The sequence below is a fragment of the Micromonospora sp. WMMC415 genome (assembly GCF_009707425.1).
GTDB lineage: Bacteria > Actinomycetota > Actinomycetes > Mycobacteriales > Micromonosporaceae > Micromonospora.
Window position 1 is genome coordinate 4,489,113 of record NZ_CP046104.1, and the last position, 18,211, is coordinate 4,507,323.

The following is an 18,211-nucleotide window of genomic DNA, read 5'->3' on the forward strand; positions in this document are numbered from 1 at the left end:
CGCCACCCTGGTCGGTCAGTTGACCTCGATGCGCACCACGTCGAAGGCGGGCGTCTGGTTGGCCCGCTCCATCATCGGTACCCGGTGCGAACCGTCACCGGCCCAGACCGCGCACTGCGCGGTACCGGACTCCGGCATGCCCGGAACCTGGATGGTCACCTCGTCGGCCTCCCGGCCGCCCCGGCTGTCCTCGGTGGCGACGAAGAACGCCGGCACGTCCTCCGGGTTCGCCGGGGCCTCGTCGGTGCTCTCCAGCATCCGGCAGGCGGTGTGGAAGTGGCCGCGCACCAGGCCGTCGCCGTTGAGCAGCGAGCTCTCCACGTAGTACCCGCCCTGGCCGGCGGCGAGGAACCGGTCCCGGACCAGGTTCCGGGTGCTCACCCGGAGGGTGAACGGCTCTTCGGCCTGGACCTGCTGCGGGAAGTCCGTGATCAGCAGCGAGGGGTTGTTCGCGGCGGCAGCGACCTCACCGAAGGCCGTGCTCACGCACCGGTTACCGTTCTGGAAACCGTCGTGCGGCTGGAGCTGGCTCTCGTCACAGTCGTTCGCCAGCACACCGAGCCCGGCACCCGGGGCGTTGCTATCGCCGCCGTTGTTGTTGCCCCCGTTGTCGTTTCCGCCGTTGTTGCCGCCGTCATTGTCGTTGTCGTTGTCGCCGCCGTTGTTGTTTCCGTCGTTGGTGTTGCCGGTCGGCGCGACCTGGCACTCGGCGAGCTGGGACAGACCGCGGGGGCGGGAACCGAACCGGTCGATCGCGTTCGTGATGCGATCCAGCGTCGCCCGTCGCTTGCTGGCCAGCGGGGCCAGGATCGAGTTGCGGACGAACGCCTCACCGCGGCTTCCCTCGGCGGCGAGCCGCCGGTCGGCCTCGGTGATCTGGGCCTGCAACTGGGCCAGGTTGCGGTCCACCTCGGCGCGGGCCCGCTCGGGCACCTGCGGCAGGCGGCCGGCCACGTCCGGGCAGGCCACGGCGGAGCCGCCGTTGTTCCCGGGGGCCTGGCCGTCCCGGGTCTCCTGGCACTCCTCGACCGACTGCTGGCCGTCGCCCCAGTGGTTGCGCACCCACCGTCCGTTCTGCCAGGTGCGCGTCGTGGTGCCGGTTCCGCTCGGCGCGGTCGCACCCGGGCTCGGCTGCACGCACTGCGCGGACGCGGGCCGGGTCTTGTTCGACCGCCGCTCTCCGGCCGACGAGATCTGGGTCACGGCGACGATGCCACCGAAGACCGCGAGCGTGCCGACAACGGCGATCAGCCGCTTGCTCCGCGCGTTACCGGATGGCCGGCGCGCCCGTGTGGACCTGCGCATCGAATTGCTCTCCTTCTCGATCCGGTAGTTCATTCGAGACCTCGGCGGACCGACGGAATTGAGGTGGAACGCCCCGACGACTACCGTCGGGCCGTATCCGGTGGCACGTCGATGACCGACGATGCCCTTTCCGCACCGTCTTCCACGTCGGGGGACGCGGTCGGGGAGATCCTGTCCATTCCCGCATGAGTACGGGACGGCCGCGGCGATGGTTCAACCGGGGCGAGGGAAATTTCCCGCGGGTTTCGAGAGGGCGTGCGGGGGGGGGTGCCGATCAGTCGACGCAGAGGTGGTCGAACGCGAAGCCGTCGACCAGTTCGGCCCGTCGCGCGGCCAGCCCACGGATCCCGGCCAGCAGCTCCTCCCGCGACGTCAGGGGCGGCTCGGCACCGTCCAGCGTGCGCAGCCGCTCACCGACCGCCAGGGTGGCGAGGTCCTCGGCGAGCCGCGCCGCGTCGACCCCGCAGGTGAACCGGTGCTCCGCAACCGTGACCCGCTCCACCAGGACCGCGCCGGGGCGTACCTCCACCCAGCTCCAGCCCTCGGCCGGGCCACCGGACCACCGCACGTGCAGGCCGCGCACGATCGGGTCGGACAGCCGCCGCGCCACGTACGCCTCGACGGCCGCGGCGCGGGTGAGCGCGCCGAGGTCGTTGACCGGCCCGGTCCGCCCGTCGGGGAGTCGACCGGCGATGTCCCGGAACCCGGTGACACCCGGCTCCCCCGCCCAGCGGTTCGTGTAGGCGTGGGCGTCGAGGACGTACGCCACGATCCCGGGCCCGTGGTCGGCGGGCCGCAAGGTCGACGATCCGATCCGCAGCACCGGCAGACCGACCGCGGCGGCGACCGCGTCCTTCATCCGGGCGACGCGCTGGCCCGGCGACCCGTCGGCCGGCGGTGGCCCGATCTCGACCGCGACGATGACCCGGCCAGTGCCGGCGGCGCGGACGACGAGGTCGTACGTCTCGCGCAGGGCGGTGCTCCACTGGTGGCCGGTGACCCCCGGTGGGCGCCGGCGCACCAGGTCGCTCAGCCGGAGCGGGCCGTGCACGACCTGGCCGTCCCGGGTCAGCACCGGACCACCGACGCCGGGCACCACCCGCCGCCCGCCGCCATCCACGCCCTCGCCGCTCGTCATCGCCCCGCGTCCCGTCGCCGTCCCGTCGCCGTCCCGGGCGGCGACCGGCCGAGTCTAGGGTGCGAGCACGGCCGGCGCGTCGGTGGGCCGGGTCCCGCTCAGCGCCAGACGACCACCTCGGACAGCGGCTTTCGGGAAATGTCCGGCACGGTAGCGTCGTCGGCCGGGTAACCGACCGGGATGATCAGGTTGCCCCGTTCCTCGGCGGGCCGGTCCAGCAGCTCGTTGAGGAAGCGCATCGGGCTCGGGGTGTGGGTCAGGGTGGCGAGTCCGGCCTGGTGCAACGCGGCGAGCAGGAGACCGACCGCGATCCCCACCGACTCCTTCACGTAGTAGGGGCGGGGGCTGCGGGGCCCCCGGTGCACCTCGAAGACCACGATCACCGCCGGAGCGGTCTCCAGGAACGGTTTGCTCGCGTCCGTCCCCAGCGGCGCCAGCGCCGACAGCCACTCCTCCGGCGCGCGCCGCTCGTAGAACACCCGCTCCTCCGCCTCGGCGGCGACCCGCAGCCGGCGCTTGAGCTCCGGGTCGGTGACCACGACGAACCGCCACGGCTGCCGGTTCGCGCCGCTCGGCGCCGAAGCCGCCGCCCGCAGCGCCTGGTCGAGCACGCCGGCCGGGATGGGCCGGTCGCTGAAGTCGCGGACGGTGCGGCGCCGGGTCATCGCGTCGGCGAAGGCCCGCACCCGGGCCAGCGCATCCGTCGGGGGTACGCCGTAGTCGGGCACGGGCCGGGACGCCGGCGGGCCGGCGGGGCGGTTCGGGGGCATCCTGACATTGTCGGCGGCCCCGGCGGTCCCGGCCAGCCGACGCGGGATGATCGACGGAGGCCGCCGGTACGGGAACGGGGAGGGTGTCGGGTGCGGGTCGTGTCGCTGGTGCCGTCGCTGACCGAGGCGGTGGCGTCGACGCTGCCCGGGCTGCTGGTCGGGGCGACCGACTGGTGCACCCACCCGACCGGGCTGGACGTCCCCCGGGTCGGCGGCAGCAAGTACCCGGACCTGGAGCGGGTCCGCGCTCTGCGCCCCGACCTGGTTCTGCTCAACGTCGAGGAGAACCGCCGCGAGGACGCCGACGCGCTGGCGGCGGCCGGCGTGCCGGTGCGGGTCACCTACCCCCGGACCGTGGACGAGGCGCTCACCGAACTGGGCGCACTGCTGACCGAGCTGGGCGCGGCGGCCGAGCCGACCTGGCTGCTGGCGGCCCGCCGTGCCTGGGCGGCGCTGCCCGCCGAGGCGGCGCCGCGCCCGGCGGTGGTGCCGGTCTGGCGTCGGCCGTGGGTGGTGCTGGGTCGCGACACGTTCGCCGGTGACGTCCTGCGCCGGCTGGGCGTGACCAACCGGTACGCCGACCACCCCGAGCGGTACCCCCGGCCGAGCCTGGACGAGCTGCGCGGGCGGGCGCCGGAGCTGGTGGTGCTGCCCGACGAGCCGTACCGGTTCACCGCCGCCGACGGGCCGGACGCATTCCCCGGGACGCCGTGCGCCCTGGTGTCGGGTCGGCACCTGACCTGGTACGGACCGTCGCTCGCCGAGGCTCCCGCCCTGCTGGCGGCCCAGTTGGCCGCGCCGGTCACCCGTCCCGCGGGCTGATCCGTCTCCGGCGGGCCCGGCGGCGGGCCCGGCGGGCCCGGCGGCGTCCCGGCCAGGCGGCGACCCGGCCCCAGGCGATCGAGGTGGCCAGTGCCAGCACCACCACCGCCAGGGTCAGCCAGACCGGCACCTCCCCCACCGGGGTCTCGGCGAGGATCAGCTTCACCCCGGCGAAGGCGAGCACGACCGCCAGCCCGTACCGCAGGTACTCGAAGTGCCGCAGCAGGCCGGCCAGGCAGAAGTAGAGGCTGCGCAGACCGAGGACCGCGAAGGCGGTCGCCGTCCAGACCAGGAACGTGTCGGTGGTGATGGCGAGGATCGCCGCCACCGAGTCGACCGCGAAGACCACGTCGGTGCCCTCGATCGCGACGAGAGCGACCAGCAGCACGGTGGCCTTGCGGCGCCCGTCGACGCGGACCGTGAACCGGCTGCCGTGGTAGCGCGGATCGGTCGGCACCAGCCGGCGGAAGAGCCGGACGACCGGGTTGCGGTCGGGATCGACGTCCGGTTCGCCGCGTACGGCCAGCCGCCAGCCGGTCCAGACCAGGAACGCTCCGAGGGCGAGCCCGGCCCAGGCCAGCCGGTGCAGCAACTCCGCGCCCGCGAAGATGAAGGCGAGCCGGAACGCGAGGGCACCGACCACGCCCCAGAACAGCACCTTGTGCTGGTACTCGTCGGGGACCCGGAAGTAGCCGAACAGCAGCGCGAAGACGAAGACGTTGTCGACCGACAGGGCCTTCTCCAGCAGATAGCCGGAGTAGTAGGCGACCGCCGGCTCGCCGCCCAGCCAGACCAGGACCACCAGGCCGAACGCGAGACCGGCGGTGATCCACACCGCCGACCAGACGACCGCCTCGCGCAGCTCGATGATGTGGTTGTCACGGTGGGAGAGCACGTCGACGGCGAGCATGACGGCGATGACCGCGCCGACCGCCGCCCACCCCCACAGCGGCACGGCGAACGTCGCCTCGTCCACCCGGCGCCCCCCGCATCCGTGACGCCCCTTTCCCGGCGCCGGCCACGGGGCGGGACCGGTCCGCCCGGCAACCGGCGGGGAAACCGGACCACGTCATCGCCCCGAGCCTAGGCGGCCGGCCGGCCCTCCGGCGGCGCTCCGCCGAACCCGGTGCCCATCAGGCGACCGGGGTGACCTGGCCCGCCTCCAGCGCGACCAGGACGGTGTCGTCGACGTCGTACGCGATCGTGCTGACCACCCGCACGACGCCGCTCACCTGCCCGGCCAGCCGCTCCGCCAGCTCAGCCGCGCTACGCCGGTCCAGCCGCCCGTCCAGGGTCACCTCGCCGCCGCGGACCTGGACGGTCACCAGCCCGTCCCGCACCGCGAGCACCCGGTGCAGCACCTCCTGCACGACGTCCTCCCGGATCTCCGCGTCGGTCCGCAGGTGCACCCGCAGCAGGTCACCACGGGTCACGACGCCGACCAGGCGGCCCAGGTCGTCCAGCACCGGCAGCCGCTAGGCCGCGCCAGGGGGCCGGGGCAGGGCCGCGGGACCGGGATCCGACGGTCCGGGAGACCCGGTGGGAGAGGGGTCCAAGGTCCCGGTCCGGCAGGGCACGGTCGGCCCTGACGCGCCGGGGGCGGCTGGTCGTCCAATGGAGATGCCACCGGGAAGCGCGGTGCGGGACAGGAAGGGACGTGGAGACCATGGCCGCGATGATCGAACGGAACACCGCCGGGAACACCGCTCCGGCGGCGGAGCAGCGGCACCAGGACGAGACCACCCGGGGGCGCGCCGCGCGGTACGTGTTCGCGGGTGTCCGGCTGGCCCTCGGCTGGACGTTCCTGTGGGCGTTCGTCGACAAGGTGTTCGGGCTCGGCTTCGCCACCCCCACCGAACGGGCCTGGCTCAACGGCGGCAACCCCACCAAAGGCTTCCTGAGCGGCGCCGAAGGACCCTTCGCCGGCATCTACCACGACCTCGCCGGCACCGCCTTCGCCAACTGGACCTTCCTGCTCGGCCTGCTCGGCATCGGCCTGGCCCTCACCCTCGGCATCGGCATGCGCATCGCCGCCGCCACCGGCGCCACCCTCTACGTCATGATGTGGTCGGTCGCCCTGCCCCCACAGACCAACCCGTTCCTGGACGAACACCTGACCCTCGCCGCCGTCCTGGTCGGCCTCACCCTCATCGGCGCCGGCCGGACCCTCGGCCTCGGCGCCACCTGGGAGAAGCTGCCCATCGTCCAGCGGTTCCCCTGGCTCCGCTGACCTGATCTCCGCACAGCCACAGGGGCGGGCCCCACCCTCCGGGTGAGGCCCGCTTCGCGGTGCCCAGACCTTGGATGCTGTCGGCCCTTCGAGGGGCCGGTCCATGGCAAGAACTGTTCTGAACGGGGGCCGCGCGCACATCGGTGAGTGGCGATCCGGCAGGATCACGGGGCGAAGGACATCACGACGGACACGGCAGGAGACTTCCGGATGAACCAGGCAGGCAAGCCCGACGTGGGCCCGATCGAGGGCGCGCCTCCGGCCGACCTCGTCGTCGAGGACATCACCGTCGGGGACGGGCCCGAGGCGCGTGCGGGGCAGGTGGCGCGGGTCCACTACGTCGGCGTCGCCCACTCCGACGGCCGGGAGTTCGACGCGTCGTGGAACCGAGGCGAGCCGTTCGAATTCCCCCTCGGGGGCGGACGGGTCATCGCCGGCTGGGACCAGGGTGTCGTCGGCATGAAGGTCGGCGGTCGTCGTCGCCTGACCATCCCGCCGCACCTCGGCTACGGCGACCGGGGCGCCGGCGGCGTCATCAAGCCGGGCGAGACGCTGGTGTTCGTCGTCGACCTGCTCGGCGTGCGCTGACGCGGTGCGGGCCCCGGCAGCACCGGGGCCCGCACCGCGGCGGTCAGTGGTTGCGTCAGGCGGCGATCAACGTGCGGCCGGCCACCGGCGCGGGAGCGTCGTCGATGACGCGGACCACCCGATGCAGGCCGGTCACGCGCAGGACCCGGGCGACCACCGGGTCGGGCCGCACCAGCACCAGCTCGCCACCACCGGCCCGCAACCGCAGGTGGGCGGCGGCCAGGGCACGCACCCCGGCGGCGGAGAGGACACGGACGCCGGACAGGTCGAGCCGGAGCACCGACCGGGCCGGCACGGCCCACAGCGCCGACCGCAGCGCGCCGACCGTGGCGACGTCGATCTCGCCGGTCGCGCGCACCTCCACCACCCGGGCACCCACGCTGACCTCGACGTGGAACCGGTCGTCCCGCTGTCCCATGGCCACGAATCTAGCCCCGACCACCGACAGTTCCGTCGTGCCGCGGGACGGGATCCGGGTACGACCAGGGTCGCACCCGCCGGTATCGGGGATCCCCCTTCCGGGCGACCCCGGCAGCGATGGCGGCGACCCACACCGGTGGACGGCCCGCCCCGGTACGTCGGGGGGCGACGCCGGGCGGATCGGCGGGCCAGAATGAGCGGATGGTCGTCCCCCGCCCCCGCGCACCGTGGCTGATCCGACCCGTCCGCGAGCCCGCCACGGTCCCGCCGCCCCTCGACGGGCCGTGGGCGCCCGCCGACCGCCGGCTCGACGCCGTCGAGCTGCTGCCCCTGCCCGACGGCACGTCCGGTCCCGAGGACGTCGTCGTCGACCCGGCGGGGCGGGTGGTCAGCGGGTCCGAGGACGGCCGCATCTGGTGGTGGCCGGTCGACGCGCCGACGGGCACCCGTCCGCGGCTTCTCGCCGAGACCGGCGGCCGACCGCTGGGCGTGGAGGTCGACCCCCGCGACGGCAGCCTCGTGGTCTGCGACGCCTACCGGGGGCTGCTGCGGGTGACCTGGGACGGCGCCGTCCGCGACCTGGGCGGCTCCGGCCCCCGGCCGCACCTGGCCGACAACGCCGCGATCAGCCGGGACGGCACGGTCTACTTCACCGACTCGTCCAGCCGGTTCCCCGTCTCGCACTGGAAACGCGACCTGCTGGAGCACCGCCCAAACGGGCGGGTGCTGGCGTACGACCCGGGCAGTGGGCGCACCGAGGTGGTCTGCTCGGGGCTGCACTTCCCCAACGGGATCGCGCTGACCCCGGACGAGTCGGCACTGATGCTGGTGGAGACGGCCACCCACCGGCTGGTCCGGGTCGACCTGCCGGACGGGGTCGTCACGGTGCTCGCGGACCTGCCGGCGTACCCGGACAACGTCTCCCCGGTGGGCGACGGGACGTACTGGATCGCCCTGCCGAGCCCCCGCGTGCCGGTCGTCGAGCGGCTGCTGCCGCACCCTCGGCTGCGGCAGCTCGTGGCCGTCCTGCCGGCGGCGGTGCAGCCGAAGCCGCTGCGCTACGGCCTGGTCGCCCTCGTGGACGGCGACGGTCAGGTGCTGCGCACCCTGCACGGTCCGAACGGGACGTACGACATGGTCACCGGTGTCCGCCAGCACGGCGACCACCTCTGGCTCGGCAGCCTCACCGGTGCCGGGGTGGCCCGGGTGCCGCTGGGCTGAGCGTCCACCGCGGACCGGGCGGACCCCGCGCCACGGGGACCGGCCCGCGTTTCCGGACCGGTCCCCGCGTACTGCCCGGGTCAGCCGCCGCGGACGGACGGCACCGGCGCGGGTGAGCCGCCGGCGACCGCGCCGGGGTGCGGCACCTGCGTGGGGCTCGGCGCCAGGCCGGCCGGCACGGGCAGCGCGCTGCCCTTGACGTACTTGTCCCAGCTCACGTTCCAGGCGGTCCAGCCGTTGCCCTCGTCCAGCTTCACCTCGGTGCCCTTGATCGTCACCAGGTCGCCGACCTGCGTGATGTTCATGAGCCAGTCCGCCGCCGTGGCGGAGACGTTGGTGCAGCCGTGGGAGACGTTCTCGCTCCCCTGGACCCCCTCCGACCACGGGGCGCCGTGGATGAACTCGCCGCCCCACGTGAGGCGCTGCGCGTCCTCGACGTCGACCACGTACGGGTCGGCCGAGCCCCGGGTGTCGAACGTGGTGAACTGGTGCTTCTCCATGATCACCATCTTGCCGCTGGAGGTGGGTGTGCTCGGCTTGCCCAGGCTCACCGGGATCTTGCGGACGAGTTTGCCGTCGCGGTGCACGGACATCTGCTTGGTGGCGTTGTCGATCTCCAGGGAGACCTGCCGGCCGATCTTCGAGGTCGCCCTCCGGTCGGCGTCGCCCACGTACTCCTTGCCGATCGGCAGGCCCTCGAGCCCGGCGCGGAAACTGATCGTGGTCCCCGGCCGCCAGAAGTCGGGCGCCCGGTAGTACACCTGGGTGCCGTCGGACACCCAGGACCACACCCCCGGCTGCGGCGGGTCGGTCTTCACGAACAATCGGCGCTGCACCGCCGCCCTGGCCTCTTTCGGAATGGGCGGGTCGAACGCGACGGTTACCGGCATCGCCGTTCCGTAAGTCCGATTACCCGCGAAATACAATGTACTGGTTATCGCCTGCTTGGTGGATTTCGGCATCGTGGTGAAGGTCGTCTTCCGGGTGGTGGTCTTGCCGCGGTCACCGGTGGCGGTCACCTCGGCCGTGTACGTCCGGCTGGGCTTCAGCGGCGCGCTGGGCACCCAGCCCGAGCCGTCCTCCCGGGGCTCCGCCGCCACCTGCCCGCCCTTGTCGTCCACGATCTTCACGGAGGTGACCCGGCCGCCCTTCACGGTCGTGCCGACCTCAGCGCTGATCGGCACGTCCCGGGTCCCCTCCGCGGGTGTCACCGCCAGTTCCGGCCCGCCTCCCCGGCCCTCCCCCGGCCGCGCCCCCGGCTTGCGGTCGGCGGTGCATCCGCCCAGGGCCAACGGTGCGGCCGCGACGGTCACCGCGAGCAGCGTCATTCGCCGCCTGAAATCCATGGTTGCGTCCCCCCGTTATTGCGTTCCCTCTGCCACATTCTCTCCGCCGGACACAGTTTCGTACCCAATTTCGGCGAATCTCCGGCCGCAATTGCCGGCCCCATTTTCCGGGCGCCGACCACCCGCGGCCCGTGCGGGCGGAGTGTCCGGCGGCGCCCGATCAGTCCCAGTCCGAGCCGTCGTCGTTGCCGGTCCACCGGCCGCCGACCGGCGGCGTGTCCAGCAGCATTCCACCGTGCCCGTTGCCGGCGAGATCGTTGTCCTGCACCCGGCACCCGACCGCGCTGCCCCGCTCGGTCACCCAGATCCCGTACGCCTGGGTCCGCGGATCCTGGCTGTCCCAGATCCGGTTGCCCCGGACGGTCGTCGAGTCGACGGCCGCGTTGATCGTCAGGCCGGCCACCACGGACGGCGCGTCGGGCAGCTCGTACGCCGTGCCCGGCGGCGGGGTTTCGGCGCTCCAGCGCTGCGGGGCGGGGTTCCCGGCCGACGGCGGGCGAAACGCCCTCGGCACGGACGGGGCGCCCCGGGCATCACCGCCCGGGGCGCCCGTCGCTCAGAGGTTGGCGATCAGCAGCGCGGGCCGTTCCACGCAGTCCGCGACGTGCCGCAGGAAGCCGCCGGCCACCCCGCCGTCGCAGACCCGGTGGTCGAAGGTGAGGCTGAGCTGCGTCACCTTCCGCACCGCGAGCTGGCCGTCGACCACCCACGGCTTGTCCACGATCCGCCCCACGCCGAGCAGCGCCGCCTCCGGGTGGTTGATGATCGGGGTGGAGCCGTCCACCCCGAACACGCCGTAGTTGTTCAGCGTGAACGTGCCGCCGGTGAGCCGGGCCGGCGGCAGCGTGCCGGCCCGCGCCGCCGCCGTGGTCTCGGCCAGCGCGGCGGCCAGGTCGGCGGTGGTGAGCCGCTGCGCGTCGCGCAGCACCGGCACCACGAGGCCCCGGTCGGTCTGGGCGGCGATGCCCAGGTGCACCCCGGCGGACTGCACGATCCGCTGCCCCTCGGTGTCCACCCGGGCGTTGAGCTGCGGGAACCTCCGCAGCCCGGACAGGCAGGTCCGGGCCAGCAGGGCCAGGATGCTCACCGGCGCGTCCGGGGTGGCCGCGTTGATCGCCGCGCGGGTCTCCAGCAGGGCGGTCGCGTCGACGTCCACCCAGATGGTCACCTCGGGGATCTCCCGCCGGCTGCGGGACAGCTTGTCGGCGATGGCCCTGCGGATGCCGGTCAGCGGGATGACGACGTCGCCGTCGCCGAGCCCGACGTGCGGGTCCGGGACGTCCGGAACGGCGGCGAGCCGGGTCGGCGAGACCGGACCGACGGCCTCCACGTCGGCCCGGCGGATCACCCCGCCCGGCCCGGTGCCGCGCACGGTGGCCAGGTCCACGCCGCGCTCCTTCGCCAACCGCCGCACGATCGGCGAGATGACCAGCACGGCGCCCGCGTCGGCGGCCGCCGGCACGGCGGTCCCGTTGCCCGGCGCACCGGCCGGCGCGTCCGCCGCCGCGGCGAGGCGGGGCCGGCGGCGCCGGCCCGAGCCGCCGTGGCCGGTGCCGTACCCGATGAGGACGTTGCCGGAGCCGGCGCGCTCCTCCTCGCGATAGGTGGCGTGGCCGGGGGGCTCGGGAGCCCCGCCGGGCGTCGGCGCCGCCGCCTCCAGCGGCGCGACGGTGATCAGCGGCTGGCCGACCGGTCGGACCTCACCCGCCGCGCCGTGCAGGGCCACGACCCGCCCGGCGTACGGGCAGGGCACGTCGACGACGGCCTTGGCGGTCTCCACCTCGACGACGGTCTGGTCCACCGTCACCGTGTCGCCGACGGCGACCCGCCACTCGACGATCTCCGCCTCGGTCAGCCCCTCCCCCAGGTCGGGCAGGAGGAAGACCTTCTCGCTCATGCCGCACCCGCCTCGGTCAACCAGCGCGCGTCGGGCTGGTCGTCCCACTGGAGGCGGGCCACCGCGTCGAGCACCCGGTCCACCCCGGGCAGGTGGGTGTGCTCCAGCATGGGCGCCGGGTACGGGATGTCCAGGCCGGACACCCGCAGCACCGGGGCGTGCAGCGCGTGGAAGCAGCGCTCCTGCACCCGGGCGGCGATCTCCGCGCCGACGCCGGCGAAGCCCTGCGCCTCCTGGATGACCACGCACCGCCCGGTCTTCCGCACCGAGGCGGTGACGGTGGCGTCGTCGAACGGCACGATCGTGCGGACGTCCACGACCTCCAGGTCCCAGCCCTCCTCGCGGGCGGCCTCGGCGGCCTCGAGGGCGACCGGCACCGCCGGCCCGTACGCGACCAGGGTGGCGTCGGTGCCGGGGCGGCGGACCACGGCGCGCCCGAACGGCTCGGTGCGGGCCGGCAGGTCGGCCTCGGCGCTGGCGAAGTAGAGCTTCTTCGGCTCCATGAACACCACCGGGTCCGGGTCGGCGATCGCCTCGCGCAGCAGGGAGTACGCGTCCTCGACGGTGGCCGGGGTGACCACCTTCAGGCCGGGTGTGTGCGCGTAGTACGCCTCGGAGGAGTCGCAGTGGTGCTCCACCCCGCCGATGCCGCCCGCGTACGGGACGCGGATGACGATCGGCACGCTGAGCGCGCCCCGGGTGCGGTTGCGCAGCTTCGCCACGTGCGAGGCGATCTGCTCGAACGCCGGGTACGCGAACGCGTCGAACTGCATCTCCACCACCGGGCGCAGGCCGGACATGGCCAGGCCGACGGCGAAGCCGACGATGCCGGCCTCGGCGAGCGGGGTGTCGAAGCAGCGCTTGTCGCCGAAGCGGGCCTGGAGCCCGTCGGTGATCCGGAAGACGCCGCCGAGCTGGCCGACGTCCTCGCCGAAGACGACCACCCGCTCGTCGTCGAGCATCGCGTCGGCGAGGGCCGCGTTGAGCGCCTTCGCCATGGTCATGGTGGCCATCAGGCGTCCCCCTCCTCGGCGGTCGCGGCCAGTTCGGCGCGGACCTGCTCCCGCTGCTCGACGAGCTGCGGCGTCGGCTGGGCGTAGACGTGGTCGAAGAGGCTCAGCGGGTCGACCGTGGGCTTGTCGTGCATCCGGTCCCGCAGGTCGGCGGCGTACGCCTCGGCCTCCTCGGCGACCGCGGCGACCGCCGCGTCGTCGAGCGCGCCCCGGGCCCGCAGGTACGTCTCCAGCCGGGCGACCGGGTCCCGGTCCCGCCACGCCTCCACCTCGTCGGCGTCCCGGTAGCGGGTGGCGTCGTCGGCGTTGGTGTGCGGCTCCATCCGGTAGGTGTGCGCCTCGACCAGGAACGGACCGTGGCCGGCGCGGGCGTGCGCCACGGCGCGGGTGAGCACCGCGAGGACGGCGACCGGGTCGTTGCCGTCGACCTGCTCGCTGGGCACGCCGTAGCCGACGCCCTTGTACGCGAGGCTCGGCGCGGCGGTCTGCCGGGACAGCGGGACGCTGATCGCGTACCGGTTGTTCTGGACGAAGTAGACGACCGGCGCCTTGAACACGGCGGCGAAGTTGACGCCCTCGTGGAAGTCGCCCTCGCTGGTGGCGCCGTCACCGATGAAGGCCAGCGCCACGGTGTCCCGCCCCTGGTACGCCTCCCCGTAGGCGAGGCCGGCGGCGTGCACGCACTGGGTGGCGAGCGGCGTGCACTGCGGCGCGGTACGCCGGGCGGCCGGGTCGTACCCGCAGTGCCAGTCGCCGCGCAGCAGGGTCAGCACCTCGACCGGGTCGATGCTCCGGGACACCAGGGCCATCGACTCCCGGTAGGTGGGGAAGACCCAGTCGTCGTCGCGCAGGGCGAGGATCGCGCCGACCTGGCACGCCTCCTGGCCGCGGGAGGAGGGGTAGACGGCGAGCCGGCCCTGCTTGGTGAGCGCGGTGGCCTGCACGTCGAAGCGGCGGCCGATCACCATCCGCCGGTGCAGCTCGACGAGCGCCTCGACGGGCGGCTCCGGGTAGTCGGGGTGGGCCGGCAGCGGGGTGCCGGCGGGGTCGAGCAGGCGTACCGGCTCGCCCGCCGGCAGCAGCGCACGGGCCGGATCCGGCGTGGTGGCCGGTCGGGACCGGCGCCGGGACTCCCTGCGGACCGCCTGGGGTGTGGTCGTCACGGCGGGAACCTCCTGGACATCTGGTGCGCCTATGCTCCTGCTGTCGGATGATTGACTCAAGATGCGCGGTGAACGCGGGACGAATGACAGGAAGGTGGTGCGCTCATGAGCCAGGAGTCCGATCCGGAGCTGGACTCGACGCCCGGAACGGGACGATCGGCCCGCGTCCTCGACGAGGTGGACCGGCGCATCCTGGCCGAACTGGTCCGGGACGGGCGCACCTCGGTGCGTACGCTCGCCGAGCGCATCCACATCTCCCGCACGAACGCGTACGCCCGGGTGGAGCGCCTGCTGCGCGACGGCGTGATCACCGGCTTCCGGGCGCAGGTCACGCCGGAGGCCGCCGGGCTCGGCACCTCCGCGTACGTCGCGATCACGATCGAGCAGAACACCTGGCGCGAGGTGTCCGCGGAACTGGCGCGGGTGCGCTACATCGAGCACGCCGCGCTGCTGGGCGGTGACCACGACGTGCTCGCCCTGGTCCGCGCGCCGGACAACGCCACCCTGCGGGACGTGGTGTTGAGCCGGGTGCAGAGCATCCCGGGGGTTCTCTCCACGCGCACGTGGCTGGTCTTCCACGAGTTCGACGGCGAGACCAGCCCCTGGGAGTGACCGGGCCGCGCCAACGCTGCAAAGAACCGCGGGGCGGGCGTCATCACCTTCCCGGCGACCTCGCTACGCAAGATCACCTTCGAGATCACCAGCTCGACCGGCACGCCGAGAGTCGCCGAATACGAAACCTACGCCGGGTAGCGGGTAAGGCCCCGACGCGTCCGGCATCGATGCCGGAACCCGCGCACTACGGACCACCGGGATACGAAGGGCGGGACCGTCGCCGCCGACGGCCCCGCCCTCCGGCCCCGGAGCGTTCTCGTCAGCGACGCGGTGGAGGCTCACGCACCCGCGTCTCGGATCGGCTGGTAGGTGAGGAGGGCGAGGCTGTCACCGACCGTTCGGGAGCCGACCAGCCGCAGCGGTTTCCGGTCGCCGATCCCGTCGAAGAGACGGTCGCCGGCACCGAGCACGAAGGGATAGATCATCAACCGCAGTTCGTCGACGAGGTCGTGCGCCAGCAGCGTGCGCACGAGCCGCCCGCTGGCGTAGACGACGATCTCCCCGTCCACCCGGCGCTTCAGCTTCCGGACCTCGCTGACAACGTCGTCCCGCAAGACCGTCGAGTTGTTCCAGCCGGGATCCGCGAGAGTCGACGACACGACGTACTTGGGCATGCCGTTCAACCTGTCCGCCCACTCACCGGTCCGCGACGGCCACCGCGCGGCGAACCACTCGTGACTGCGCCGACCCAGCAGCAGCGCCTCGGCGCCCAGCGCCTCCGCGAACCCGACCTTGGCCCACTCCTCGCGGTCACTGTCCCCGACCTGGCCGAACCAGCCACCGAACCGGAAACCCTCCTCACCGGTCAGATCCTGGCCGACCCCGTCGAGCGAGACGTTCTCGCTGACGACGATCTTCCCCATCTCGATTCTCCTCCGCTGGTGTCTGTCAGCTACCACTGAGGTGGACACCCGCGACGTCGAGAAAGTGGCGGGCCCCGACCGCCCCGTTCGCCCCTTGGCCGGTGTCCGTACCCGGAGCGCGACCGAGCGCGGGAGGAGGTGACCTGAGGGTGGGAACGGACGCGATCGCAAGGGCTCGGGCCGGGGACAGCGACGCCTTCCGGGAGCTGACCGAGCCCTACCGCCGGGAGTTGCGGGTGCACTGCTACCGGATGCTCGGATCGGTCCAGGACGCCGAGGACGCGCTGCAGGAGACGCTGCTGGCTGCCTGGCAGGGCCTCGGCGGGTTCGAGGGACGCGCCTCGCTGCGCACCTGGCTCTACCGGATCGCCACCAACAGATGTCTCAACGCACGCCGGTCGGCCAGCCGACGCCCGGCCAAGCAGTGGGACGTGCCCGACGTCGACCTGCTCGAGCCGACCCGGCTCGGCGAGGTCGTCTGGCTCGAACCATGCCCCGACGCTCTGCTCACCGGTGCCCTCGACACGCCGTCCGGCCCGGAGGCTCGCTACGAGCGGACCGAAGCCGTCTCCCTGGCGTTCGTGACCGCTCTGCAGACCCTGCCGCCCCGCCAGGTCGCCGTGCTCATCCTGCGCGACGTCCTCGGATTCCGCGCCCACGAGGTGGCCGACATGCTCGGCTCCAGCGTCGAGTCGGTCAAGAGCGCCCTCAAACGGGCGCGCGCCGGCCTGCCTCGACGGCTCACGACCGAAGGCCGCGAACCGCCGCCCGCCGCCGGATCACCCGCCGAGGATGCGACCGTGGCGAGGTTCGTCCGGGCGTGGGAGTCCGCCGATCTCGACGCGCTGGTGGCCCTGCTGACGGACGACGTCTTCATGTCGATGCCGCCCATGCCCTTCGAGTACGAGGGTCGGGACGTCGTGGCCAGCTTCTGCGCCCGCATCTTCCGCGCCGGTCGGAGGTTCGACCTGGTGCCGACCAGAGCCAACGGTCAGCCGGCGTTCGGCGCCTACCTGCGCGGCCCCAGCGGCGTCAGCAACGGGACCGGCCTCTACGTCCTCACCTTGAGCGGCGACCGGATCCGCGCGATGACCCGCTTCGAGAACAGTGTCCTCCCGTCGTTCGGGCTACCGCGATCGCTTCGGAACCGGCCGGGCTGAGCCGGCCGCCATACAGTGGCCGGTGTGCCGTTGCTCGCCACCCCCGCGCTGCCGCCCGGCTCGATGTCGGCGCTGCCGCAGCCTGAGATCCACACCGCCGAGCTGCTGATGAGACCCTGGCGGGCGTCGGATCGTCCGGCGGTGGTGGCCGCCTACGCCGACCCGGCCATCCGACGTTGGCACTGCCGGTCGATGACCGACGACGAGGCCGGCGACTGGATAGCCGCCTGGCCGGGCCGGTGGCGCGGTGAGACCGGCGCCGGGTGGGCCGTGCTCGACGCGGGGCGCGTCGTCGGGCAGATCAGCCTGCGCCGGGTGGACCTCGCCGAGGGCTGGGCCGAGGTGTCGTACTGGGTGCTGCCGGCCGCGCGAGGTCGCCGCATCGCCCCGCGCGCGTTGTCCGCGGTGACCGCCTGGGCCTTCGCCACCCTCCGGCTGCACCGCGTCGAGCTGTCCCACTCGACCGCGAACCTGGCGTCCTGCCGGGTCGCGCGGCACGCCGGGTTCGCAGCCGAGGGTACGAGACGCGGGCAGGGCCGCCACGCCGACGGCTGGCACGACATGCACCTCCACTCCCGCCTCGACAGCGACCGGTGAGCGCCGCAGAGCCGACGAGCAGCGGACAGGTCGGTGGAGCGGCTCAGCGTTCCGGTGGGGCCTCCAGGCCCTCGCGGTCGGCGAGTTCCAGCAGGGGTTCCAGGGAGTACGCCCGGTCGTCGAGGCCGGCGTGCGGGTCACCGCGTTCGGCGAAGCGGGCCGGCATCGTCGTGACGTCGAAGTCCTCCGGCCGGACGTCGTCCAGCTCGGCCCAGTCCAGCGGCGCGGACACCAGCGCCGCCGGCGTCGGACGGATCGAGTACGCCGACGTCATCGTGTGGTCCCGGGCCATCTGGTTGTAGTCGACGAACACCGGCCGGTCCCGCTGGTCCCGCCACCAGGTGGTGGTCACCAGGTCGGGGCGGCGGCGCCGCATCTCCCGGCCGAGCGCGAGGACGGCCCGCCGGCACTCGCCGAAGCTCCACCGGGGCTCGATGGTGAGGTAGACGTGCAGGCCCCGACCGCCGGTGGTCTTCGGGTAGCCGACCAGCCCCAGCTCGTCGAGGAACGCGCGGACCTCGTGCGCCACCGGCACCACCTGGTCGAAGCCGACCCCCGGCAGCGGGTCCAGGTCGATGCGCAGCTGGTCCGGCCGCTCGACGTCGCCCCTGGACACCGGCCACGGGTGGAAACGCAGCGTGCCGAGATTGGCCGCCCAGATCACCACGGCCAGCTCGCTCGGCGCGACCTCGTCGGCCGTACGACCGCTGGGGAACGTGATGTGCGCGGTCCGCACCCAGTCGGGCGCACCGGCCGGCAGCCGCTTCTGGTAGAAGGCGTCACCCCGGTTGTCCTGCCGGGTGGCGATCTTCGCGCCCTCGAAGACGCCGCGCGGCCAACGCTCCAGCATGGTCGGCCGGTCCCGCAGGGCCCGCAGGATCCCGTCGCCGACGGCCAGGAAGTATCGCACCACGTCGAGCTTGGTCAGCCCGCGCTCCGGAAAGTACGGCTTGTCCGGGCTGGAGACCCGCACGACGCGCTCCCCGACCCGGATCTCCTCCGCCGCCGTCGTCGCCACGCCCACACCGTAACCGCCCGTGGGCCGACTGGCGGGGACACGCCG

Annotated in this window: 20 protein-coding genes; 7 read left to right on the forward strand and 13 right to left on the reverse strand. The window is 73.7% G+C overall.

The window, feature by feature from the left end; translation table 11 throughout:
- Positions 1–15: 15 nt before the first annotated feature.
- The 3 genes from GKC29_RS21165 to GKC29_RS21175 all read right to left on the reverse strand — a co-directional run bounded on the left by GKC29_RS21165 (position 16) and on the right by GKC29_RS21175 (position 3,213).
- The gene (locus GKC29_RS21165; RefSeq protein ID WP_155332477.1) at positions 16–1,305 is read right to left on the reverse strand and encodes a hypothetical protein; all 1,290 of its coding nucleotides are present in this window, start codon (positions 1,303–1,305) and stop codon (positions 16–18) included.
- Between the two features lie 274 nt (positions 1,306–1,579).
- Positions 1,580–2,443 carry a hypothetical protein gene (locus GKC29_RS21170; RefSeq protein ID WP_155332478.1) on the reverse strand — a complete coding sequence of 288 codons (864 nt, stop codon included), beginning with the start codon at positions 2,441–2,443 and terminating at the stop codon, positions 1,580–1,582.
- Positions 2,444–2,541: 98 nt separating this feature from the next.
- Complete coding sequence (locus GKC29_RS21175) at positions 2,542–3,213, reverse strand: nitroreductase family protein (RefSeq protein ID WP_155332479.1); 672 nt, start codon at positions 3,211–3,213, stop codon at positions 2,542–2,544.
- A 90-nt stretch (positions 3,214–3,303) separates the two neighbouring features.
- Between GKC29_RS21175 and GKC29_RS21180 the strand changes: the two genes are divergently transcribed.
- Entirely contained in the window at positions 3,304–4,035 is a 732-nt protein-coding gene (locus GKC29_RS21180) for a helical backbone metal receptor (RefSeq protein WP_155332480.1), read from the forward strand.
- On the opposite strand, the gene GKC29_RS21185 is transcribed toward GKC29_RS21180, so the two are convergent.
- Together GKC29_RS21185 and GKC29_RS21190 are read right to left on the reverse strand one after the other, a co-directional pair.
- Positions 4,016–5,011 carry a TerC family protein gene (locus GKC29_RS21185; protein ID WP_155332481.1) on the reverse strand — a complete coding sequence of 332 codons (996 nt, stop codon included), beginning with the start codon at positions 5,009–5,011 and terminating at the stop codon, positions 4,016–4,018. The genes GKC29_RS21180 and GKC29_RS21185 overlap by 20 nt on opposite strands.
- Before the next feature lie 157 nt (positions 5,012–5,168).
- Positions 5,169–5,501 (reverse strand): BON domain-containing protein, encoded by a 333-nt coding sequence (locus GKC29_RS21190; protein WP_230688744.1) that lies wholly within the window; start codon positions 5,499–5,501, stop codon positions 5,169–5,171.
- A gap of 191 nt (positions 5,502–5,692) precedes the next feature.
- Between GKC29_RS21190 and GKC29_RS21195 the strand changes: the two genes are divergently transcribed.
- Together GKC29_RS21195 and GKC29_RS21200 are read left to right on the forward strand one after the other, a co-directional pair.
- Entirely contained in the window at positions 5,693–6,265 is a 573-nt protein-coding gene (locus GKC29_RS21195; protein WP_155332483.1) for a hypothetical protein, read from the forward strand.
- A 210-nt stretch (positions 6,266–6,475) separates the two neighbouring features.
- Positions 6,476–6,853: an FKBP-type peptidyl-prolyl cis-trans isomerase gene (locus tag GKC29_RS21200; protein WP_155332484.1), complete on the forward strand. Its 378-nt coding sequence runs from the start codon at positions 6,476–6,478 to the stop codon at positions 6,851–6,853.
- A 55-nt stretch (positions 6,854–6,908) separates the two neighbouring features.
- Here the strand turns inward: GKC29_RS21200 and GKC29_RS21205 are convergent, their stop codons facing one another.
- A complete protein-coding gene (locus tag GKC29_RS21205) occupies positions 6,909–7,271 on the reverse strand; it encodes an STAS domain-containing protein (protein ID WP_155332485.1) in 363 nt (120 codons plus the stop codon).
- A 203-nt stretch (positions 7,272–7,474) separates the two neighbouring features.
- On the opposite strand from GKC29_RS21205, the gene GKC29_RS21210 reads away from it, so the two are divergent.
- A complete protein-coding gene (locus GKC29_RS21210) occupies positions 7,475–8,494 on the forward strand; it encodes an SMP-30/gluconolactonase/LRE family protein (RefSeq protein WP_155332486.1) in 1,020 nt (339 codons plus the stop codon).
- An 80-nt stretch (positions 8,495–8,574) separates the two neighbouring features.
- Here GKC29_RS21210 and GKC29_RS21215 read toward each other — a convergent pair whose 3' ends face one another.
- From GKC29_RS21215 to pdhA, 5 genes are all read right to left on the reverse strand, one after another.
- Positions 8,575–9,840 carry an Ig-like domain-containing protein gene (locus GKC29_RS21215; protein WP_155332487.1) on the reverse strand — a complete coding sequence of 422 codons (1,266 nt, stop codon included), beginning with the start codon at positions 9,838–9,840 and terminating at the stop codon, positions 8,575–8,577.
- 160 nt (positions 9,841–10,000) lie between these two features.
- Entirely contained in the window at positions 10,001–10,354 is a 354-nt protein-coding gene (locus GKC29_RS21220) for a hypothetical protein (protein WP_155332488.1), read from the reverse strand.
- A gap of 42 nt (positions 10,355–10,396) precedes the next feature.
- Positions 10,397–11,737, reverse strand: coding sequence for a dihydrolipoamide acetyltransferase family protein (locus GKC29_RS21225; RefSeq protein ID WP_155332489.1), 1,341 nt, complete (start codon positions 11,735–11,737; stop codon positions 10,397–10,399).
- Complete coding sequence (locus GKC29_RS21230; RefSeq protein WP_155332490.1) at positions 11,734–12,750, reverse strand: alpha-ketoacid dehydrogenase subunit beta; 1,017 nt, start codon at positions 12,748–12,750, stop codon at positions 11,734–11,736. Before GKC29_RS21230 ends, GKC29_RS21225 begins: the two co-directional genes overlap by 4 nt.
- Entirely contained in the window at positions 12,750–13,946 is a 1,197-nt protein-coding gene (pdhA, locus tag GKC29_RS21235) for a pyruvate dehydrogenase (acetyl-transferring) E1 component subunit alpha (protein ID WP_196255940.1), read from the reverse strand. The genes GKC29_RS21230 and pdhA overlap by 1 nt, the downstream gene beginning before the upstream one ends.
- A 72-nt stretch (positions 13,947–14,018) precedes the next feature.
- Here pdhA and GKC29_RS21240 point away from each other — a divergent pair, with 72 nt between their 5' ends.
- Complete coding sequence (locus tag GKC29_RS21240; protein ID WP_155332492.1) at positions 14,019–14,525, forward strand: Lrp/AsnC family transcriptional regulator; 507 nt, start codon at positions 14,019–14,021, stop codon at positions 14,523–14,525.
- 281 nt (positions 14,526–14,806) lie between these two features.
- On the opposite strand, the gene GKC29_RS21245 is transcribed toward GKC29_RS21240, so the two are convergent.
- Positions 14,807–15,391 carry a dihydrofolate reductase family protein gene (locus GKC29_RS21245; protein WP_155332493.1) on the reverse strand — a complete coding sequence of 195 codons (585 nt, stop codon included), beginning with the start codon at positions 15,389–15,391 and terminating at the stop codon, positions 14,807–14,809.
- A gap of 149 nt (positions 15,392–15,540) precedes the next feature.
- Here GKC29_RS21245 and GKC29_RS21250 point away from each other — a divergent pair, with 149 nt between their 5' ends.
- Positions 15,541–16,551, forward strand: coding sequence for a sigma-70 family RNA polymerase sigma factor (locus GKC29_RS21250; RefSeq protein ID WP_155332494.1), 1,011 nt, complete (start codon positions 15,541–15,543; stop codon positions 16,549–16,551).
- 24 nt (positions 16,552–16,575) lie between these two features.
- A complete protein-coding gene (locus tag GKC29_RS21255) occupies positions 16,576–17,148 on the forward strand; it encodes a GNAT family N-acetyltransferase (RefSeq protein ID WP_230688745.1) in 573 nt (190 codons plus the stop codon).
- A gap of 43 nt (positions 17,149–17,191) precedes the next feature.
- Here GKC29_RS21255 and GKC29_RS21260 read toward each other — a convergent pair whose 3' ends face one another.
- Positions 17,192–18,172, reverse strand: coding sequence for a DNA polymerase domain-containing protein (locus tag GKC29_RS21260; protein WP_155332495.1), 981 nt, complete (start codon positions 18,170–18,172; stop codon positions 17,192–17,194).
- Between the last annotated feature and the right edge of the window lie 39 nt (positions 18,173–18,211).

Bases quoted from the DNA above. Each gene is read 5' to 3' on its own strand.
- GKC29_RS21165 (WP_155332477.1), bottom strand. From the start codon at position 1,305: ATGCGCAGGTCCACACGGGCGCGCCGGCCATCCGGTAACGCGCGGAGC.
- GKC29_RS21170 (WP_155332478.1), bottom strand. From the start codon at position 2,443: ATGACGAGCGGCGAGGGCGTGGATGGCGGCGGGCGGCGGGTGGTGCCC.
- GKC29_RS21175 (WP_155332479.1), bottom strand. From the start codon at position 3,213: ATGCCCCCGAACCGCCCCGCCGGCCCGCCGGCGTCCCGGCCCGTGCCC.
- GKC29_RS21200 (WP_155332484.1), top strand. From the start codon at position 6,476: ATGAACCAGGCAGGCAAGCCCGACGTGGGCCCGATCGAGGGCGCGCCT.
- GKC29_RS21205 (WP_155332485.1), bottom strand. From the start codon at position 7,271: ATGGGACAGCGGGACGACCGGTTCCACGTCGAGGTCAGCGTGGGTGCC.
- GKC29_RS21210 (WP_155332486.1), top strand. From the start codon at position 7,475: ATGGTCGTCCCCCGCCCCCGCGCACCGTGGCTGATCCGACCCGTCCGC.
- GKC29_RS21215 (WP_155332487.1), bottom strand. From the start codon at position 9,840: ATGGATTTCAGGCGGCGAATGACGCTGCTCGCGGTGACCGTCGCGGCC.
- GKC29_RS21225 (WP_155332489.1), bottom strand. From the start codon at position 11,737: ATGAGCGAGAAGGTCTTCCTCCTGCCCGACCTGGGGGAGGGGCTGACC.
- GKC29_RS21230 (WP_155332490.1), bottom strand. From the start codon at position 12,750: ATGGCCACCATGACCATGGCGAAGGCGCTCAACGCGGCCCTCGCCGAC.
- GKC29_RS21240 (WP_155332492.1), top strand. From the start codon at position 14,019: ATGAGCCAGGAGTCCGATCCGGAGCTGGACTCGACGCCCGGAACGGGA.
- GKC29_RS21245 (WP_155332493.1), bottom strand. From the start codon at position 15,391: ATGGGGAAGATCGTCGTCAGCGAGAACGTCTCGCTCGACGGGGTCGGC.